The 19558-nt window shown below is 58.8% G+C and carries 16 protein-coding genes and 1 other annotated feature; of the genes, 7 read left to right on the top strand and 9 right to left on the bottom strand.

What is annotated here, in order from left to right:
* Nucleotides 1–73: 73 nt before the first annotated feature.
* The 3 genes from M0412_RS06965 to M0412_RS06955 all read right to left on the bottom strand — a co-directional run bounded on the left by M0412_RS06965 (nucleotide 74) and on the right by M0412_RS06955 (nucleotide 3274).
* Complete coding sequence (locus M0412_RS06965) at nucleotides 74–682, bottom strand: hypothetical protein (RefSeq protein ID WP_161991172.1); 609 nt, start codon at nucleotides 680–682, stop codon at nucleotides 74–76.
* A gap of 77 nt (nucleotides 683–759) precedes the next feature.
* Nucleotides 760–1920: a ribonuclease D gene (rnd, locus tag M0412_RS06960; RefSeq protein WP_142839535.1), complete on the bottom strand. Its 1161-nt coding sequence runs from the start codon at nucleotides 1918–1920 to the stop codon at nucleotides 760–762.
* 82 nt (nucleotides 1921–2002) lie between these two features.
* Nucleotides 2003–3274 (bottom strand): MFS transporter, encoded by a 1272-nt coding sequence (locus M0412_RS06955; protein ID WP_142839536.1) that lies wholly within the window; start codon nucleotides 3272–3274, stop codon nucleotides 2003–2005.
* A 180-nt stretch (nucleotides 3275–3454) separates the two neighbouring features.
* On the opposite strand from M0412_RS06955, the gene aspS reads away from it, so the two are divergent.
* The 4 genes from aspS (at nucleotide 3455) to M0412_RS06935 (ending at nucleotide 11052) form a co-directional block, all read left to right on the top strand.
* Entirely contained in the window at nucleotides 3455–5242 is a 1788-nt protein-coding gene (aspS, locus tag M0412_RS06950; RefSeq protein WP_269698184.1) for an aspartate--tRNA ligase, read from the top strand.
* Nucleotides 5243–5496: 254 nt separating this feature from the next.
* Nucleotides 5497–6942 carry a cell envelope integrity protein CreD gene (gene creD, locus M0412_RS06945; protein WP_269698182.1) on the top strand — a complete coding sequence of 482 codons (1446 nt, stop codon included), beginning with the start codon at nucleotides 5497–5499 and terminating at the stop codon, nucleotides 6940–6942.
* A gap of 314 nt (nucleotides 6943–7256) precedes the next feature.
* Complete coding sequence (locus M0412_RS06940; RefSeq protein ID WP_269698180.1) at nucleotides 7257–9362, top strand: HAMP domain-containing methyl-accepting chemotaxis protein; 2106 nt, start codon at nucleotides 7257–7259, stop codon at nucleotides 9360–9362.
* A gap of 78 nt (nucleotides 9363–9440) precedes the next feature.
* Nucleotides 9441–9496: a sequence feature (sul1 is cis-regulatory element that is thought to sense ions involved in sulfur or methionine metabolism; They are found in Alphaproteobacteria), on the top strand.
* 74 nt (nucleotides 9497–9570) lie between these two features.
* Nucleotides 9571–11052, top strand: a complete 1482-nt coding sequence (locus tag M0412_RS06935) for a SulP family inorganic anion transporter (protein WP_269698179.1) — start codon at nucleotides 9571–9573, stop codon at nucleotides 11050–11052.
* Nucleotides 11053–11092: 40 nt separating this feature from the next.
* On the opposite strand, the gene M0412_RS06930 is transcribed toward M0412_RS06935, so the two are convergent.
* Nucleotides 11093–12283 carry a hypothetical protein gene (locus tag M0412_RS06930; RefSeq protein WP_142839541.1) on the bottom strand — a complete coding sequence of 397 codons (1191 nt, stop codon included), beginning with the start codon at nucleotides 12281–12283 and terminating at the stop codon, nucleotides 11093–11095.
* A 229-nt stretch (nucleotides 12284–12512) separates the two neighbouring features.
* Between M0412_RS06930 and parC the strand changes: the two genes are divergently transcribed.
* Nucleotides 12513–14765 (top strand): DNA topoisomerase IV subunit A, encoded by a 2253-nt coding sequence (gene parC / locus M0412_RS06925; protein ID WP_142839542.1) that lies wholly within the window; start codon nucleotides 12513–12515, stop codon nucleotides 14763–14765.
* 3 nt (nucleotides 14766–14768) lie between these two features.
* Here parC and M0412_RS06920 read toward each other — a convergent pair whose 3' ends face one another.
* The 5 genes from M0412_RS06920 to hemB all read right to left on the bottom strand — a co-directional run bounded on the left by M0412_RS06920 (nucleotide 14769) and on the right by hemB (nucleotide 17958).
* Nucleotides 14769–15158 carry a type II toxin-antitoxin system death-on-curing family toxin gene (locus M0412_RS06920; RefSeq protein WP_142839543.1) on the bottom strand — a complete coding sequence of 130 codons (390 nt, stop codon included), beginning with the start codon at nucleotides 15156–15158 and terminating at the stop codon, nucleotides 14769–14771.
* Nucleotides 15155–15376 carry an AbrB/MazE/SpoVT family DNA-binding domain-containing protein gene (locus M0412_RS06915; protein ID WP_142839544.1) on the bottom strand — a complete coding sequence of 74 codons (222 nt, stop codon included), beginning with the start codon at nucleotides 15374–15376 and terminating at the stop codon, nucleotides 15155–15157. The genes M0412_RS06920 and M0412_RS06915 overlap by 4 nt, the downstream gene beginning before the upstream one ends.
* 74 nt (nucleotides 15377–15450) lie before the next feature.
* A complete protein-coding gene (locus M0412_RS06910; protein WP_142839545.1) occupies nucleotides 15451–16209 on the bottom strand; it encodes an arginyltransferase in 759 nt (252 codons plus the stop codon).
* 178 nt (nucleotides 16210–16387) lie between these two features.
* Nucleotides 16388–16846, bottom strand: coding sequence for an RDD family protein (locus tag M0412_RS06905; RefSeq protein ID WP_046798865.1), 459 nt, complete (start codon nucleotides 16844–16846; stop codon nucleotides 16388–16390).
* Between the two features lie 98 nt (nucleotides 16847–16944).
* Nucleotides 16945–17958: a porphobilinogen synthase gene (gene hemB / locus M0412_RS06900; RefSeq protein ID WP_046798866.1), complete on the bottom strand. Its 1014-nt coding sequence runs from the start codon at nucleotides 17956–17958 to the stop codon at nucleotides 16945–16947.
* A 184-nt stretch (nucleotides 17959–18142) separates the two neighbouring features.
* Between hemB and M0412_RS06895 the strand changes: the two genes are divergently transcribed.
* Together M0412_RS06895 and ldtR are read left to right on the top strand one after the other, a co-directional pair.
* A complete protein-coding gene (locus M0412_RS06895) occupies nucleotides 18143–18580 on the top strand; it encodes a DUF6163 family protein (RefSeq protein WP_046798867.1) in 438 nt (145 codons plus the stop codon).
* 234 nt (nucleotides 18581–18814) lie between these two features.
* Nucleotides 18815–19324, top strand: coding sequence for a transcriptional regulator LdtR (gene ldtR, locus M0412_RS06890; protein ID WP_169539083.1), 510 nt, complete (start codon nucleotides 18815–18817; stop codon nucleotides 19322–19324).
* Nucleotides 19325–19558 lie beyond the last annotated feature (234 nt).

The raw sequence follows: 19558 nt of genomic DNA, 5'->3' as shown, positions 1-19558 counted from the left end.
GGTAAGGTCACATGAAGGATTGGAAAGGTTGTTGCCCTGTTGCCGCAAAACGGGCGCACAGGCGGCACTACGTCTAATATGATGTTCTGTAATAGACAGTTTCAAGCGGGGATTGCGGCCGGTCATCCGGCGAACGGTTCGACCATTTGACTGGAAAGGCGGCAAAACGCAGCCGCTTGCCGTCAATCCAGGCCCGGTCGAACAGGGTTTCTCCCTTGTGGGCAAAGGTGATGGCTGCACAGGTCCGGCCATCGACATCAAAGGGAACATTCTCCTTCCAGCCATTCAGGCCGCAGCCGGTGCCCTTCGGGTCGCCATTATAGTGCGCAACGACGTCGGCGTCGTTCGGTGTCATGGTAATCGCGGTGACGGTATGGGCAAAGAGCATGCTGTCATGGTCTCTCAGGCCACCATCAAGCGTGCCTTCATAACGTACCTGCACCGTGGGCTGCTGGCAGCCATTGCGGGCATAGATCTGCGAGACGGCGTGCATGCGATCACCGCGTATCGTGATGCGTGTGACGATGCCATGCCGGTCGTTCTTGCCGATCTTCAGGCAGTCGGTCGTCCATTCGCCCTGAAGATCGACCTTGCCGTCATCGGCGCGCGCGGAAAAAGGGGCGGGGAGAATGCCTGCGGCCGCCACAAGGGCGGCCAGCAGCAGGATGCGGGCAGGTTTCATCACAAGACCCTCAAAGCGCAACGATGTGCACAGGGATGGACCGCGATACGGGCAAAATTGGGGTTAAAAGCGAGGGGTTACTCGCCGCTCACAGCAACCTCAACCGCCTCGACCTTCTTGCCGGCAAAACGCAGCGCCACTTCGCCGTTGATGAGTTTCAGCGCCACATCGCCGAAGAGTTCGCGCCGCCAGCCGGTCAGTGCCCCCACGGTCGCGTTTTCACCTTCAGCGGCGATCTTGTCCAGATCGTCGCTGTTGGCGATGACCTTGGCGGCAACGCCGTGCTTGTCGGCCGTCAGCTTCAGCAGAACCTTCAAGAGTTCCACGGCAGCACCGGAACCCTCTGGCGCGTGGCTGTGGCGCGGCGCCTTGGGCATTTCCTCTTTCGGCAATGCCAGCGCCGCATTTACGGTTTCGATGATGGCGGTACCCGAAGTGGAGCGTTCCCAGCCCTTCGGGATTGTACGCAGGCGCGACAGCGCCTCGGCATCCTTTGGCTGCTGCTGGGCGATTTCGAAGATCGCATCATCCTTCAGGACGCGCGAACGTGGCACGTTGCGCGAGCGCGCCTCACGCTCGCGCCAGGCGGCGACGAATTTGAGGATGGCGAGCTCGGTCGGCTTGCGCAGGCGCGATTTCAGCCGCAGCCACGCATCGTCGGGATGCATGTCATAGGTGTCACGTGATTCCAGAATGTCCATCTCTTCGGTCAGCCACAGAGAGCGGCCTTCGCGCTCCAGCTGTGATTTCAGCGAGAGATAGACGTCGCGCAGATGGGTCACGTCGGCCAGCGCGTAATCCAGCTGCTTTTCGGTCAGCGGGCGGCGGCTCCAGTCGGTGAAGCGCGAAGATTTGTCGATCTGCACGTTCTTGATCTTCTGCACCAGCTGGTCGTAGGAGATCGAATCGCCGAAACCGCAGACCATGGCGGCGACCTGGGTGTCGAAGATCGGGTGCGGAATGAGCCCGCCGAGATGGTAGATGATTTCGATATCCTGCCGCGCGGCATGGAAAACCTTCACGACAGCAGGATTGGCCATCAGCTCGAAAAGCGGCGTGAGATCGAGACCCTTGGCGAGCGGATCGACCAGCACTTCAAGCGTCGGGCTTGCCATCTGCACGAGACAAAGCTCCGGCCAGAAGGTCGTTTCCCGCAGGAACTCGGTGTCGATGGTGATGAATTCCGATTTCGCCAGTTCCGTGCAGGCTTCGGCGAGGGCGGCAGTCGTTTCAATCATTGCAAATGGCCACTCGTGAAAATTATCCGTCTTACTTTCCCTTTGCCGGGCGCATGTCAATACAAAGCCCGCCTTTGAAGGCTCAAGGATCGTTTTTCTCGGGCGGATTGGGCTCCGTCCCGTCCTTTTTGGGCGGCATGGGGGCCGCGAGCTTCTGAAAATAGGCGGATGTGCGCAAAAGCGAACGGAACCGCCAGTTCCTCTCTTCCACGGGAACACCCTCGCGCACCCGCAGCCGATATATGGTGTAGGCGATGAAAACGATCTGGATCGCGGCGGTGTAGCTGAACAGTGCCTTCGGGCCGAACTGGTCGATCAGAACGGAAGCGAGCAGCGGTCCGACGGTCGCACCCACCGACCAGAAGAACAAGAGCCCGGCCGAAACCATCGCATGTTCGCCTTCCTTGGCATGGTCGTTGCCGTGGGCGGAACTGAGCGAATAAAGCGGCAGGGCGAATGCACCGAACACGAAGACGCCGATAATGTTGCTCCACTCGTCGGTGCCGGCGAAGAAGGCGAGAAACAGGCCGACGATCACCGAGCCGGCGGTGGTGGCGAGAATGATGATGCGCCGGTCATAACGATCGGAATAAACGCCGAGCGGATATTGCAGTACCACGCCGCCGATGATGCCGGCGCTCATGAAGGTGGCGATGGCCGTTACCGAAAGGCCGATCTGTTCGGCGTAGATCGGGCCGATGTTGCGAAAAGCCGCCATGCTGAGACCGACGGCGACGCAGCCGACGACGGCAAGTGGTGAAATGCGCCAGACGGCGAAAAGATTGAAAGGTATCTGTTTCGGCGGGGCGGGGTTGGATTTGTCGGCAAGCGAGATCGGCACCAGCGACAGCGAAAGCGCCATGGCGATCAGCGAAAATACCACGGGGCCATCGATGCCGGCGACGGGTATGATGTATTGCGCAAGAGTGACGGAGCCGAGATCGACGAAACGATAGATGGAGAGTGTCCGCGCCCGGTTGGAATTCGTCACCTGCGCATTGATCCAGCTTTCGATGGCCGCGAAAAGACAGGCAACCGCAATGCCGATGATGAAGCGCATCGCTAGCCAGAACAGCGGATGCAGGATGAGCGGCATGGCAATCGACGCAGCCGACGCCACGGCCGCCATGGTGGCAAAAGTGCGGATATGGCCGATCTTGCGCAGCAGGCGTGTCACCGAAATGCAGCCGAGCGCGAAACCGAGACTATAGGCGGCGCTGATGAGGCCGATGGTGCTGGCCGAAAACCCTTCGGACAGGCCGCGCAGCGCGATATAGGTTCCTTGCAGGCCATTGCCGCCGATCAGGATGCCGGCGGTGACGAGAAGCGGGATAAGGGGTCTGATCTGGCTCATTGCGGGCCGACTCGGTTTGGCGGGCTGAATAAGCACTATCTAAAGCCAAGGCGGGGGAAAGGACAGTCAGGAGGCGACAATCTTGCGCTTTGCCTTGACAAATCAGGCTGGTCATGCGTTTTTCCGGCCAAATTCGACAGTGCGGCTGATCTGGCCCACGACACGTTCCAGGATATAAAAATGCATCGTTACCGCAGCCACACCTGTGCCGCTCTTCGCAAGTCCGACGTCGGCGAAACCGTTCGCCTTTCCGGTTGGGTTCACCGCGTGCGAGATCATGGCGGCGTTCTCTTCATCGACCTTCGCGACCATTACGGCATCACCCAGGTTGTGGCCGATCCCGATAGCCCGGCCTTCAAGGTTGCCGAGACGGTGCGCGGCGAATGGGTGATCCGCATCGACGGTCTGGTCAAGGCGCGTTCAGAGGACACCATCAACAAGGGCATGGCGACCGGCGAGATCGAGCTTTACGCGCAGGAAATCGAGGTTCTGGGTGTTGCCAAGGAACTGCCGCTGCCTGTCTTCGGCGAGCCGGAATATCCTGAGGACGTTCGCCTCAAGTACCGCTTCCTCGACCTGCGCCGCGAGACGCTGCACAGGAACATCGTCAAGCGCACGCAGATCATCTCTTCCATGCGCAAGGGCATGGGTGAACTGGGCTTTGCCGAATACACGACGCCGATCCTCACCGCATCCTCGCCGGAAGGTGCGCGCGACTTCCTCGTTCCCTCGCGCATCCATGAAGGCCAGTTCTTCGCGCTGCCGCAGGCGCCGCAGCAGTACAAGCAGCTTCTGATGGTGGCCGGTTTCGACCGCTACTTCCAGATCGCTCCGTGCTTCCGCGATGAAGACCCGCGTGCCGACCGTCTGCCGGGTGAATTCTACCAGCTCGACGTTGAAATGAGCTTCGTGACCCAGGAAGATGTCTGGACCACGATGGAGCCGATGATGACGGCCGTGTTCGAACAGTTTGCCGACGGCAAGCCGGTGACGAAACAGTGGCCGCGCATTCCCTATGACGAATCGATCCGCAAATACGGCTCCGACAAGCCGGACCTGCGCAACCCGATCGTCATGGAAGCCGTGACCGAGCATTTCGATGGTTCGGGCTTCAAGGTCTTCGCCAACATGATCGCTTCCAACCCCAAGGTTCAGGTCTGGGCAATCCCGGCCAAGACCGGCGGCTCGCGCGCATTCTGCGACCGCATGAACGCCTGGGCGCAGTCTCAGGGCCAGCCGGGCCTCGGTTATATCTTCTGGAAGGAAGAAGACGGCAAGGTCGGCGGCTCCGGTCCGCTTGCCAAGAACATCGGCGAGGAACGCACCGAGGCGCTGCGCCAGCAGCTCGGCCTGGAAGCGGGTGATGCCTGCTTCTTCGTCGCCGGTGATCCCGCCAAGTTCTACAAGTTCGCCGGCGAGGCGCGCACCCGCGCCGCCGACGAGCTGAACCTGATCGATCGCGACCGTTTCGAAATGTGCTGGATCGTCGATTTCCCCTTCTTCGAATACAACGACGAAGAAAAGAAGATCGACTTTGCTCACAACCCCTTCTCCATGCCGCAGGGCGGCATGGAAGCGCTGGAAGGGCAGGATCCGCTCTCCATCAAGGCGTTCCAGTATGACGCGGTCTGCAACGGCTTCGAAATCGCCTCCGGCTCGATCCGTAACCAGTCGCCTGAGCTGATGGTCAAGGCCTTCGAAAAGGTCGGCCTGTCGCAGAGCGATGTGGAAGAGCGCTTCGGCGGTCTCTACCGCGCCTTCCAGTACGGCGCGCCTCCGCATGGCGGTTGCGCATTCGGCATCGACCGTGTGGTCATGCTGCTGGTCGGCGCCAAGAACCTGCGCGAAATCACGCTGTTCCCGATGAACCAGCAGGCGCAGGATCTATTGATGAACGCCCCGTCGCCGGCAACGCCGACGCAGCTTCGCGAACTGGCGCTGCGCGTTATTCCGTCCAAAAAGGACTGATCTGGATTTATTCAGGTTCAAACAAAGGGCTGGCGGCAACGCCGGCCCTTTTTGTTTTTGCAACGAACGCGGCAAAGTCACAATTTTACCGCGAGTTAAACCGAATTCCGCGCACAATCAGCCGAAATCCGCTTCCAGTATAGGTTCCGCGTTCACCTGGGGGACGCAAGACTATTTGGGGTTTTAAACTTGGGACAGCGCCGGCCGAACTTCGCTTTCGGTTTCGGCGCGATCATATTTATAAGGATTTCAGAATGGTACATGAAACGGAAAAAGATATCGCGCCGGCGGGTGGATATGCACCTCCAGCCCCGCCGCGCGGCAATTTCGCCGTCAGCCTGCGCTCGCCGGGCGCCAAGTTCCTGATGATCGGCTTCATATCCATGGTTCTGCTCGTGCCGCTCCTGCTTGTCTGGGGGTTGACGGAAGAGCGCGCCTCGCGGGCGGAAGATGTGTCGGGGCGGATTGCCAATGGCTGGGGCGGTGATCAGGTGGTGAACGGTCCCTATCTTGCCGTGCCTTTCGACGTGGACCGCCGCCGTGAGGTGAATGGCCAGAGCATCGTCGACCGCACGACGGAATGGGTGCTGGTCATGCCGGAAACGCTTGATGTCGCGGCCGATCTGAAGACCGAGGAAAAGCAGCTGTCGATCTACAGCCTGCCGGTCTATAACGGCAACATCGCGCTGAAAGGCCGCTTCGGTTCCGGCATCCTGCAGGACCTCGCGCGCTTTTCCGGCACGCCACGACTGGAAAACGCCATTCTCGTCCTCAGCATACAGGATATGACCGGCATACGCTCCAGCGCCGGCGTCAAAATCGATGGCGGCCCGGTTCTGCCTTTTGATCCCGGCATGCGGGATATTTCGGTAATGACCAACCGCGCCGGTCCAGAGGTATCGATCCGGTCCGATGCCGGTGTGCACAGGCCGATTGAGAGAAACCTCATCGAAACCGGCTTCGCCTTCGATATCGCCTTTTCCCTGAATGGTTCAGGCAGTTTCGCCGTGGCGCCGGCCGGCCAGACGACGAGCTTTGCGGCAAACGCCGATTGGCCACATCCCGGCTTCGAAGGCCTGTTCCTACCCGAGCAGAAGACCGTCACCGCTACGGATTTCAAGGCGAACTGGACCATTCCTTATCTTGCGAGAGGCATAGACCGGGTGGTCGAGGGCACGCGTCTGCCACTGTCGGGCAGCCTGATGACGATCAACCTCGTCGAACCCGTGAAATTTTACCAGATCATCGCCCGAACGCTGAAATATTCGATCGGTTTCATCTCACTGGTCTTCCTTGCCGTCTTCATCGTTGAACTCAAGGGCGGCACTGTCGTGCACTGGATACAATATGTGCTGACGGGGTTGGCGCTGATTATTTTCTACGTGTTGCTGCTGGCGCTCTCCGAGCATACGGGCTTCACGGTTGCCTATATCACGGCATCAACAGCGACGGCGGCGCTGATCGCGTTTTATCTCGGTAGTGCAACCAATAGTCGCAGGAATGGTGTGGCGTTGTTTACCGTATTGGCGGTCGCCTACGGCGTCATGTATCTGGTTTTGAACGAAGACGAATATGCGTTGCTGGCAGGTGCTGTGATCTCCTTCATTGCCATAGCCGCAACCATGTACGCCACCCGCCGGGTCGATTGGTCGGGGGCAGGCGCTTCGCAGATGCGCAACTCCGCAAACGAGGTGGCATAGTCTGGCATGCTCCGGCCGGATTGATCTCAATCGACGTAACTCCCTGTTTTTCCTTATCCGGCTTGGCTTCAGATGATAAAAGCAGGGGGGCAATACTGAGGCGGGAAAGCAGCACTTTCTCGCCTCCTGTCTACTCGGTTTTCCGGGAAGGTATCTTAATCGTGCAAACCTTTTGCTTGCGGGGATCTCCTGTCTATTCTGCTTAACCTGTGGATTGTCATAAAAACTTAATCAAACTGACAAATCCGGTAGAGAACTTCTTAAGTCTTGTCGATCATTCATCGCCCCCATGAAATGTCACAAATGAGGGTTGAATGTTTTCGCTGGTCTCGACGTTCAAAATAGCGCATCGCGTGTCCATGCTGGCGCTGGCTGCGCTGTGCGGTATCGCCGTCATCGCGGGCATGCTGTTGTGGCAACGGCAGATGGAGGAGCGTTATCGCATCGCTGAAGACACATTGATCCAGAGGGACGGGGTGTTGACGACGCTGGTGGACGCTCTGCATGAAAGCCGCCTGTATCAGAGGGACTTCCTGCTTTCCAGGGACATGAATTCCGTTGCGCAGTTCGACCAGACGATGGGCAAGGTTGGGCAGTCCGTCAATTCTCTCGAAGGCAGCGCCACGCCGCAGGCCCGCGTGAAACTTGATGCGCTGGCGCAGGGTGTTGCTGTCTATGGAGAACGCATGAAAGCGCTGGTTTCCAAAAATCAGGAACTGGGTCTCACCCCCGCGGAAGGTCTTGAAGGCGCGATGCGCAATGGTGTGCATTCCATTGAAAAACACATCGACACCGTTGCCAATGCCGAAATCCGGGCCAGCATGTTGATGATGCGCAGGCACGAGAAGGATTTCATCCTGCGGCGTGACGAAACCTATGCGACAAAACACGCCGCTGAGGTGGAAACCTTCAAGGCGCTGGTGAAGCTGGAGTACCGGCCAGGCGTCGAGCGCCAGCGCATCATGGACGCGCTGGAAATCTACACCGCCTCCTTCCGCTTTTATGCGCAGGCGGTGCTGGAGGAGCAGGCGGCACGCGAAACGGTTGCCACGGCCTATACCGCATTGCTGCCGCTCGTCGCCGATATTTCCTCGGCCTATCGGCAGGAGCGGCAGGCAAGTGCGCTGCAGAACAAAAATGCGGCGGAAACCACGGTTTCGATCGTCGTCGCCCTCATTGCCCTGACCGTCGTGATCCTTTTTGCCGGCGTCTATTTCATCGGCCGTTCGATAACCCGCCCCGCGACCTTGATCACCGGTGCGATGCGTCGCCTTGCCGAAGGCGAAACCGAATTCGATGTTCCTGGCCTGCGCCGTAAGGATGAATTTGGCGCCATGGCGCAGGCGCTGGAAATTTTCCGGCAGGCCGCCATCGCCAAGATCGAACTGGAGAACCAGACTTTTGCGGCCCGGCAGCAGGCGGAAGACCAAAAGGCCCGTTTCCAGCGCGAGGCGGAGGCGGAGGCACAGGCGCGGCTGATGCAGGCGACGAGCGGTCTTGCGGCAGCGCTGCACCGTCTTGCCGCCGGTGATCTCTCCTTCGAGTTGAACGAGCCCTTCGCTCCGGATTTCGAGACGCTGCGCCACGATCTCAACCGCACCATCCGCCAGCTGGATGCCGCCATGTCCGGCGTCGTGCAGTCGAGCGTGGCGATCGACGGCGGTAGCCAGGAAATCAGCCAGAGCGCTGCCGATCTTGCCCGCCGCACCGAGCAGCAGGCCGCCTCTTTGGAAGAGACCGCCGCCGCTCTCGATGAGCTGACCGCGAATATCCGCATCTCGGCGGAGCGTGCTGTGGAAGCCCGCACGGTCGCCCATTCGGCCGATGAGGATGCCAGCCGCACGGCTGACCTCGTCGTTGATACGATCATGGCCATGGAAAAGATCGAACAGTCATCCGGCAAGATCGGTAGCATTATCAGCGTCATCGATGAGATCGCTTTCCAGACCAACCTTCTTGCGCTCAATGCCGGCGTCGAGGCAGCCCGTGCGGGCCAGGCGGGACGCGGTTTCGCCGTCGTCGCCCAGGAGGTGCGCGAACTGGCGCAGCGCTCTGCAAAAGCCGCGGCCGAGATCAAGGTGCTGATCCGCAACTCCAGCACCGAGGTGAAGGACGGTGCGCGTTTCGTGCGGGAAACCGGCGCAGCCCTGTCGCGCATCGGCGGCTCGGTCAAGACAATCAACGGCCATATCGAAGCCATCGCCGTTGCGACAAAGGAGCAGTCGCTCGGGCTTTCCGAGATCAATACCGCCGTCAACAATCTGGATCAGGGCACACAACAGAATGCCGCCATGGTTGAGGAAAACAATGCCGCCAGCGCCATGCTGGCAAGCGAGACGGGCCGTCTCAAGGATCTGGTCTGTCAGTTCCGGCTGAGCGATATGGATGTGGAGGAGCATGGCTTGCGCGAAGCGGCCTGATACCTCATTTTGCTGCATCGAAAAGCGGGCGCGCAACTTGCCGCCCGCTTTTTTGCTGTTTATAGGTGGGGTACTCACCACGGACCCGGTGAAATCCCGGGTGGCTCTTCTGGCCGCCGATCCGCCAGACAACGCAAAGCACCGACATTCCTTTTCAATCTACCGGACATGGCTCCGGCCGGTGCGTCATTCTTTGCGAAAAAATCAGATGAACAGATTTCATACTTACAAACGTGAGTGGTTTTCCAATATTCGCGGCGATCTTCTTTCCGGCATCGTCGTGGCGCTCGCCCTCATTCCCGAAGCCATCGGCTTTTCCGTTATTGCCGGTGTCGATCCCAAAGTGGGGCTGTTCGCCTCCTTCGCCATCGCCTGCGTTTCCGCCTTCACCGGCGGCCGGCCGGGCATGATTTCGGCGGCAACCGCAGCCACAGCCGTGCTGATGGTCACGCTCGTTAAGGAGCACGGCCTGCAATATCTCTTTGCCGCCACCATTCTCATGGGCGTGCTGCAGATCGCGGCGGGTTTTGCGAAACTCGGCCGGGTGATGCGTTTCGTGTCACGCTCTGTCATGACCGGTTTCGTCAATGCACTGGCGATCCTGATCTTCATGGCGCAATTGCCCGAACTGATCGGCGTGCCGGTTGAAACCTATGTCATGATCGCCGCCGGCCTTGCGATCATCTATCTCTTTCCGCTGGTCACGAAGATCATCCCGTCACCGCTGGTCGCTATCGTTGCCCTGACCTGCGTGGCGGTGTTCTCCGGCATGGACATCCGCACGGTCGGCGATCTCGGTGAGTTACCCTCGACGCTGCCGATTTTTGCCCTGCCGCAGGTGCCGCTGACCTTCGAAACGTTGCAGATCATCTTTCCCTATTCCGTGGCGCTCGCCGCCGTCGGCCTGCTGGAATCGCTGCTGACGGCCCAGATCGTCGACGACATGACGGATACGGGCAGCAACAAGAGCCAGGAATGCATCGGGCAGGGGACGAGCAATATCGCATCTGCCCTCATCGGCGGCATGGGCGGCTGTGCCATGATTGGCCAGTCCGTCATCAATGTCAGCTCCGGCGGTCGCGGCCGCTTGTCCACTTTCGTCGCGGGTGCGTTCCTGCTGTTCCTCATTCTGGTGCTGGATGATCTCGTGCGCATCATTCCCATGGCGGCGCTGGTGGCTGTCATGATCATGGTGTCCATCGGCACCTTCTCGTGGCGTTCGATCCTTGATCTGCGCCGCAACCCGCCATCGTCAAGCATCGTCATGCTGGTAACCGTCGGCACGGTGCTCGCCACCCATGACCTTGCAAAAGGTGTGCTGGCGGGTGTGCTTCTTTCCGGCGTGTTTTTCGCAGGCAAGGTTTCCAAGCTTTTCCACGTCAGACCGGAGCTTTCAGCCGATGGTCGCGAGCGGATCTACCGCGTCGATGGCCAGATTTTCTTCGCCTCGACGGAAAGCTTCATCGCCGCTTTTGATTTTGCCGAAGAGGTGGAGGCGGTGACGATTGATGTCTCGGAGGCGCATCTGTGGGATATCTCCGCAGTCGGCGCGCTGGACAAGGTGGTCCTGAAATTCCGGAAGGTCGGCAGGCGGGTCGAAGTGATCGGCGTCAATGAGGCAAGCGCCCACATGATCGACCGTTTCGCCCTGCACGACAAGCAGGGTGCGGCAGCAGCCCCGCTGCATTGAGTACAAATAAAAAGCCCCGGCAGAACCGGGGCTTTTTTGTTTATTCGTTTGCCGTCACCGTCACGCCGAGCATTTTCGGCAGGGTGTTCGGCGCGCCCATCGCAGCGCCCATGATCATCGGGAACGGAACCGGCTTTTCCGGCTCTGCGGTGATCGAGAAGTTCTTCGGATTGTCGATATAGGTGTTGATCGCTGTCGACACCATGTTCTGCAATTCCGGTACGTTGAGCGAGGCCATCATAATCGGGGCCATGCCCTTGATGGTCTGGGCGAGCTGGTCGCTCGTCATGCCCTGCTGGCTTGCCGTGTAATCGATGGCGCGCTTGGTGATGCTGGCGTCCTCGAAGCTGATCTCGGCATTGACGAAGGAAAGCTGCTGCATCAGGCCAAGCATGGCAAGGCTGGCTGCCTGGTCTGCCTGTTCCTTGTTCGGATTGGCGGCCTGCGCCTTCACCGTCTCCTGCATCGACTTGATGAAGGCAAGCGTGTAGCCGGAGAAGCCGAACGACATGTTGAGGCGGCCGACATTGTCGAGGTTGATGGCATATTCCTCGACATCAACGGTGCCGGAGGCAACTTCCCAGCTGCCGCTCATGGTCATGTCGCCGGAAAGGGCCTTGAGTTCGAGCTTCTCGATCGCGTCCTTCGTGGCCGGGTCGGTGACTTCGCTGAGATCGGCCTTGAAGCCGGATGCATCAAGTTCGAAACCGATCGAGGCCTTGTCATCGCTGACCGACATCGTCGCGGTGCTTTCCTCAAGCGAGAAAGCCGGCTTGCCATCGATGGAAACCGAAACCGGGCCGCTATGTGCTTCGTCATAGAACATCAGCGCATCGACGGTGCCGGTGGTCGCATCAGCGGGAATGACGAGGCCCGACATGTAGATGTCGCTTGCCTTGATCTCCACGTTTTCCTGCTTGTAGTCGATATTGTCGAAACGGGCGTTCTTGATCGTGTAACCGCCGTTGTTTTCCTCGACACCTTCAAGCGTGATGTTGCCGACCGGGATTTTCTTGGCCGGATCAGCGGCGGCGTTGAAGGTCACGCTGTTCAGCGTTACCGTCGAGCCGTTGACGGCAACCGAGCCTGCGGCGATCTCACCGCCCTGGGCGGCATAGGCTGCATTGATCTTCTTCAGCACATCCCCGCCGTCCAGCGCAAAAGCCGGTGCCGAAAGCGTAAGAAGCGCGGCACTCGCGAAAAGAACCTGCCGGGTGGATTTCAATCTCATGATGTTTCTTCCCTCAACGTACGGATGTGCACCCTGTCAGAATGCTAATGGTGATACTTATATTCACGATTATTCAAAGGTCTACAGAATTTAGATCGATTCCCATGACGGCGGCATTGCGGCATTTAGATCGCGGTTAACAAAAAACCTCACGAAAGAGGTGTTTTCATCCACAGGGCAAACCCCTGAGTTTCTTGCCGGGAATCGGCATTTCCGCTAGTCAAGCACCATGGGAAAAAATCTTGTACCTCCGTCTGGCGGAGACGATAACATTCATCCGGTCGATTTGAAGGCGGCGCTTGAAGAGCGCTACCTCGCTTATGCCTTGTCCACGATCATGCATCGTGCGCTGCCGGATGTGCGTGACGGCCTGAAGCCGGTTCACCGCCGCATCATTCACGCCATGAGCGAAATGGGCATTCGTCCCAACTCGGCCTTCAAGAAATGCGCCCGTATCGTCGGTGACGTCATCGGTAAGTTCCACCCGCATGGCGACCAGTCGGTCTATGATGCGCTGGTGCGTCTCGCGCAGGATTTCTCGCAGCGTTATCCGATCGTCGACGGGCAGGGCAATTTCGGCAACATCGATGGCGACGGCGCTGCCGCCTATCGTTACACCGAAGCGCGCATGACCGATGTGGCGGCGCTGCTGCTGGAAGGCATCGGCGAGGATGCGGTGGATTTCCGCGCCACCTATAATGAGGAAGACGAAGAACCGGTGGTCCTGCCGGGCGCTTTCCCGAATCTTCTGGCCAATGGTGCCTCTGGCATTGCCGTGGGCATGGCGACATCGATCCCGCCGCACAATGCCCACGAACTTTGCGATGCGGCGCTGTATCTTATCAAGCATCCCGACGCGACCGTCGAAAAGCTGGTGGAGTTCATTCCCGGCCCCGATCTACCCACGGGTGGCGTGATCATCGAAAGCCGCGAGAATATTCTCGATGCCTACAAGACCGGCCGCGGCGGTTTCCGCGTGCGCGCCAAATGGGAAACGGAAGATCTCGGTCGCGGCGGTTACCAGATCGTCATCACCGAAATTCCCTTCCAGGTGCAGAAATCGCGGCTGATCGAAAAGATCGCCGAGCTTCTGCTCGCCCGCAAGCTGCCGCTGCTGGAAGATGTTCGCGACGAATCCGCCGAAGATGTGCGCATCGTGCTGGTGCCGAAGAACCGTACCGTCGATGCGACGCTCCTGATGGAATCGCTGTTCCGCCTGTCCGACCTCGAAAGCCGCCTGCCGCTCAATATGAACGTGCTGTCGCTTGGCAAGGTGCCGAAGGTCATGGCGCTGAACGAGGTGCTGAGCGAATGGCTGGCGCACCGCAAGGACGTGCTGGTCCGCCGCTCCCGCCACCGTCTGGCCGCCATCGATCGCAGGCTCGAGATTCTGGGCGGCCTGCTGGTCGCCTATCTCAATCTGGATGAAGTAATCCGCATCATCCGCGAGGAGGACGAGCCGAAACAGGTGATGATGGCCAAGTGGTCACTCACCGACAACCAGGCCGAAGCCATTCTCAACATGCGGCTGCGCAATCTGCGCAAGCTCGAGGAATTCGAAATCCGCAAGGAGTTCGATGAACTCAGCAGCGAGAAGGCCGAAATCGAAGGTCTGCTCGCCTCCGACGACAAGCAGTGGCAGACCGTCGCCTGGGAAATCGGCGAGGTCAAAAAGAAATATGCCAAGGCAACCGAGATCGGCCGTCGCCGCACGCAGTTCGCGGATGCGCCGGATGCCGATATCGAGGCCATCCAGCAGGCGATGATCGAAAAGGAACCGGTCACCATCGTCATTTCGCAGAAGGGCTGGATCAGGGCGTTGAAGGGCCACATGTCCGATACGTCGACCCTGACCTTCAAGGAAGGCGACGGCCCGAAGCTTGCCTTCCCGGCGCAGACCACCGACAAGCTGCTGCTTTTGACCACCGGCGGCAAGGCCTATACGCTCGGCGCCGACAAGCTGCCGGGTGGGCGCGGCCATGGCGAGCCGATCCGCATCATGGTCGACATGGAGAACGATCAGGACATCCTGACCGCCTTCGTCCATGATCCCTCACGCAAGCTGTTGCTCGTCTCCACCGCTGGCAACGGTTTCATCGTGGCGGAAAGCGAAATGGTCGCAAATACCCGCAAGGGCAAGCAGATCATGAATGTCTCCATGCCTGACGAAGCCAAGCTCGCGGTGCCGGTGACGGGTGATCATGTCGCTGTCGTTGGCGAAAACCGCAAGCTGTTGGCCTTCCCGCTGTCGCAAGTGCCGGAAATGTCGCGCGGCAAGGGCGTGCGCCTGCAGCGCTATAAGGATGGCGGCGTTGTCGACGTTAAATGTTTCGCGCTTGCCGAAGGCTTGTCCTGGTCCGACACGGCCGGGCGTCTCTTCAACAAGGTGGGTGAAGAACTGCGCGAATGGCTGGCCGACCGTGCCACCGTTGGCCGCACCGTGCCGAAGGGTTTTCCACGTAGCGGGAAATTTGGCGGGTAAGAGTTACGGGTATGGGACGATATGATCTTTGAGGAACCGGCTCACGCCATCCTCATCGATCTCTCCAGAAGCGACGGCCATAACGAATTGGTAGAGATGTGCTTCTTCCGTTTGGATCATGAAGCCGTTTTCCATCAGGAAAATACCGGCGGTCACGATAGCGATCCGCTTATTGCCATCGAGAAACGCATGATTTCTCGCCAGTCCAAAAAGATAGGCCGCTGCGAGATCGCAAACGTGGCCGCAGCCATAGTCAGCTTTGTTGATGGGTCGGTTTAAAGCCGAATCCAGCATGCCTTCGTCACGCAGCCCGTGAATGCCCCCGAAATTATCGATTTGCATTTTGTGAAGCTGCTTGACGGTCTTGACGTCCAGGAAAATAAACTCGGTCATTCAGCGAGTTTCTTCAAGGCTACCTTGTATTTATCCATGAAGACGCGTGCATGTTCTAGTTGACGTGCGAAGGCTTCGTCTGCAACGCGCACACGCAGCTCACCGTTGCTTTCGTCGAGGTCAAGCGTGTCGCCTGCCTTAACGCCCATGCGCTCCAGAACTTCCTTGGGGATAATGATGCCTTCGGAATTACCGATTCTGCGCACCGTCACGTTCATAGCTAGATACTCCATGTTATAACGGCGTTATAACATTGCTGAGGCGTTGTTGCAACGGAGTTGCAACACTGCGCTCAAACGGGGTCTGGCTCGTAAACCTCCCACCCGCGCGGCGTCAGATGTTCCTGCGGGTGGTAGCGGGTCTTGTAGCCCATCTTTTCCGAACCATCGACCCAGTAGCCGAGATAGACATGCGGCAGGCCAAGCCCGCGGGTGCGGGTGATGTGATCGATGATCATGAAGGTGCCGAGCGAGCGCTTTTCGAGATCGGGATTAAAGAAGGAATAGACCATCGACAGGCCGTCGCTCATCACGTCACTGAGCGCCACGGCCAGCAACTCGCCGCGTTTGCTGGAATCAATGCCGGAGCCCGGTTCGCGCACGCGGTATTCGATGATGCGGGTGTTCACATGCGTGTCTTCGACCATGATCGCATAGTCCAGCGCCGACATGTCGGACATGCCGCCAGACTGGTGGCGGTGATCCAGATAACGGCGGAACAGGGAGAACTGCTCGGTGGAAGGTTCGGCGGCGTGAACGGTGGCGACGACATCCTTGTTGATGGACAACACGCGTCGCATCGATTTCGTCGGCTGGAACTGCTCGGTCAGGATACGCACGGAAACGCAGGCGCGGCAGTTTTCGCAGGCCGGGCGATAGGCGATGTTTTGCGAACGCCTGAAGCCGCCCTGGGTCAGAAGGTCGTTCATTTCCGAGGCGCGCGGGCCAACCAGATGCGTAAAGACCTTCCGCTCCATCTGGTTCGGCAGATAGGGGCAGGTGGCCGGCGCCGTAAGATAGAATTGGGGGGAGGGCGTCGCCTGCGTGTTCATCGAACCGTGATCGCCTCCTGCGTCTGTTATGAAAGCGCGCCGCGATTTCACGGGGTTGGCGGCGGCGCTTCAAGCGACATGCATAATGTCACAGAATGGCAAAATGACGGAAAACGTCAACTGCGGGATGAGGTATTTACCGCCTTTAAAAGGCACGTTTTCGTGGCTTCATGCGATATCAGCGTGTCCTGACCATGACGGTGCCGAGCAGGAAGTCGTGAACGAGGCGCGAGCGCTCGGTAAACAGGCCTGCCAGAAGAATCAAAGGCGTCAGAACCGAGTTGATGACCCAGAACAGCACGATGTGCACGGTCGCCAGCAGAAAATCGATTCGCCGTCCATCCATGCGCGCCATGGCGATGCCCATCGCCCGCATGCCGGGTGTGGCCTGCGAGGGACCGCCGAGCGATACGCCGAAATAAAGCACCGCGACGATGACGAACAGCGCCGGGTAGAGGAAAAAGCCGAGACCCAGCGTGATCACGCCGAGAAAGAAGACAATCACGGCGGCCGGAATGCAAAGCAGCAGAACGATCGCATAATCGATCAGGAACGCGAAGACGCGCCGGCTCAGGACGCCGCTATAGGCGCGCCAGTCGTCCGGTGCGGCATAAGTGGGGTTCTGGTCGAGGCTCATCTTTCGTTTTCTCCTGAAAAGGTCTGACAGCGCGGCTTATATGCCGTGTCAGCAGACAATATGGGAAGAAAACGACCGAATACAATAAGAGGTGGCCGTCAGCCCTTTGCGAGTTTGCGTGCAGCCTCGATGGCGAAATAGCTCAAGATGCCATCGCAGCCTGCGCGCTTGAAACAGAGAAGTGTTTCCATCATCACCCGTTCGCCGTCGATCCAGCCATTCATGGCCGCCGCCTTGATCTGGGTATATTCGCCGGACACCTGATAGGCGAAAGTCGGCAGCCCAAAATTCTCCTTCAGCCGCCAGCAGATGTCGAGATAGGGCAGGCCGGGTTTGACCATCAGCATATCCGCGCCTTCCTCCACATCGAGCGCCGCATCACGGATCGCTTCCATGCCGTTGGCAGGGCTGATGTAATAGCTATTCTTGTCGCCCTTCAGCAGGCCGGCCGTGGAGATGGCCTCGCGATAGGGGCCATAATAGCCGGAGGCGAATTTCGTTGCGTAAGCCATGATGCCGACATTCTGGTGCCCGGCGGCATCAAGACCGCGACGAATGGCGCCGATGCGGCCATCCATCATCTCAGACGGAGAGATAATGTCCGAACCGGCCTCGGCCTGCAGGATCGCCGCCCTGACGACCTGATCGACCGTCTCGTCATTGACGATCTCGTCGCCGCGCAGAATGCCGTCATGCCCGTGGCTGGTGAAGGGGTCGAGCGCGACATCGGTGATCATGCCGATATTTGGAACGGCTTTTTTGACCGCGATCGTCGCCTGATTGATGAGATTGTTGGCCTCGAGCGCATTAGAGCCGGTCTCGTCACGCAGATCCATCTCGATATTCGGGAAGGTGGCGATTGCCGGAATGCCGAGGTCGGCGGCTTCCTTCGCCGCTTCGACGAGCTTGTCGATACTCATGCGGTTGACGCCGGGCATCGCCGGAATGGGATCGAGGATATTGCTGCCGGGTACGATGAAGACCGGCCAGATGAGATCGTCGACGGTCAGGCGGTTCTCCTGCACCAGACGGCGCGTCCAATCCGCCTTGCGATTGCGCCGCATGCGGCGATGGCCGGTGATCTCGTCGACCAGATGCGTTTTGTCCTGCATGTCAGAATGTCCTTCGGTCAAATTTCGCAAGCTGCATAACATGAAGCATGCGCCGTGCGAATGCGACAATGTCGCCCTGGCTTTCCCTCTTGCCTGCCTTGCCGGGAAGCGATGCTTTGACAAGGTAGACCACCGGATTCAATATGGGCTGGTCGCCCGCCCGTCGAGACCGTATCTTCCGGCCATGGAACCTGATTCTCAACCTCTGCCGAAGCGTCCGCTTACGGAAATCCTCTTTCTGGTCTTCATGAGGCTGGTCGCGGTCTCCTGTTTCTGGTTCGGCCTGCAATATTGGGCAATGCTCACGGGGTACTCGCTGGGCGGGCAGGGGCGGTTCGATATGCTGAACCTGCCCTGGCGGGTGGCGGGCAGTGCACTGGCGGTTATTTTCCCGGTTGCGGCCCTTGGTCTCTGGCTTGGCGCCTCCTGGGGCGCGGTCATGTGGGTCATGGGGGCGGGCGCGCAGATCGCCATGTATAAGGTATGGCCACATATCTTCGGCGCCAACACGCTGGTACCCGTCATGCACGGTCTCGTGGCAACCATTTATATACTATTTCTGGTCGCTTTCTGGCTGGATCACCGCCAGAATGAAGAACGCGCAAGAATTGATTTACCATAAGAATAAAGCAATGCGGCCTGTTTTCAGGCCGTTTTTTATCTCTAAGTCATTGATTTATAATGCGTGGCCTCTGACCATTCCCGCTTCGCCACAAGTTGGGTCCTCCTGGGAAAATGCAGGTAACCATTTGTTAATCGTAGCTTTTAAGTAGAATTTTATGCGCATTGATTAGGTTCTCACTCAAGGCGGGAGACAAACAAACACACCGCCAAACAAAACAGTGAGGCAGTCATGATCAATAGCAAAGTTAAGCCGCAGGCCGTTGTTGCCGACGCACACGAAGATACCATCCGTTCGCTCTACATGGAGTCGCTGCATCTGGTGGAACGTCTCCACCGCCGCCTCCTCGATGTCATCAAGGACGAGTTCGATCGTCAGGGTCGTGATGACGTCAACGCCGTACAGGCGCTCCTGCTGTTCAACATCGGCAATTCCGAATTGACGGCCGGTGAACTTCGTTCCCGCGGTTATTACCTCGGCTCGAACGTTTCCTACAACGTCAAGAAGCTGGTCGACCTCGGTCTCATCAACCACCAGCGCTCGCGTGTCGACCGCCGCTCGGTCCGCATCAGCCTGACTGAAGAAGGCCAGGCCATCGCCGAAACCGTTGCCCGCCTTTATGAACGCCACGTCGGCTCGATCGAAAAGGTCGGCGGCATCGGCACCGGCGAGTTCTCCGAAATGAACAAGCTGCTGCAGCGCCTCGATCGCTTCTGGAACGACTCGATCGCTTATCGTCTCTAATATCCGCGACGGGTTCACTGTTTAAGCCGGGGGCATCGCTTTGCCTCCGGCTTGCGGATTCCGTGCAACGCCGGCGCTTGTTTTTCATGTCAAGCCCGTTGCCTTATCCGAGCCTTCGCCTTTATTTTCAGGCAACACAGCTTTGTGAGAAAAGGCTCGTGACACGAATTGGCCATATTGATATGGGACCGGCAAGGGTGAGGGAGCCGGCTGTTTCTCCTGCTGTCGCGGCAA

Origin of the sequence: Agrobacterium sp. O3.4 (assembly GCF_041414895.1) — a bacterium.
Lineage (GTDB): Bacteria > Pseudomonadota > Alphaproteobacteria > Rhizobiales > Rhizobiaceae > Agrobacterium > Agrobacterium cucumeris.
Note: the sequence above shows the minus strand (reverse complement) of the source record. Positions and strands in the feature narration are given on the sequence as shown.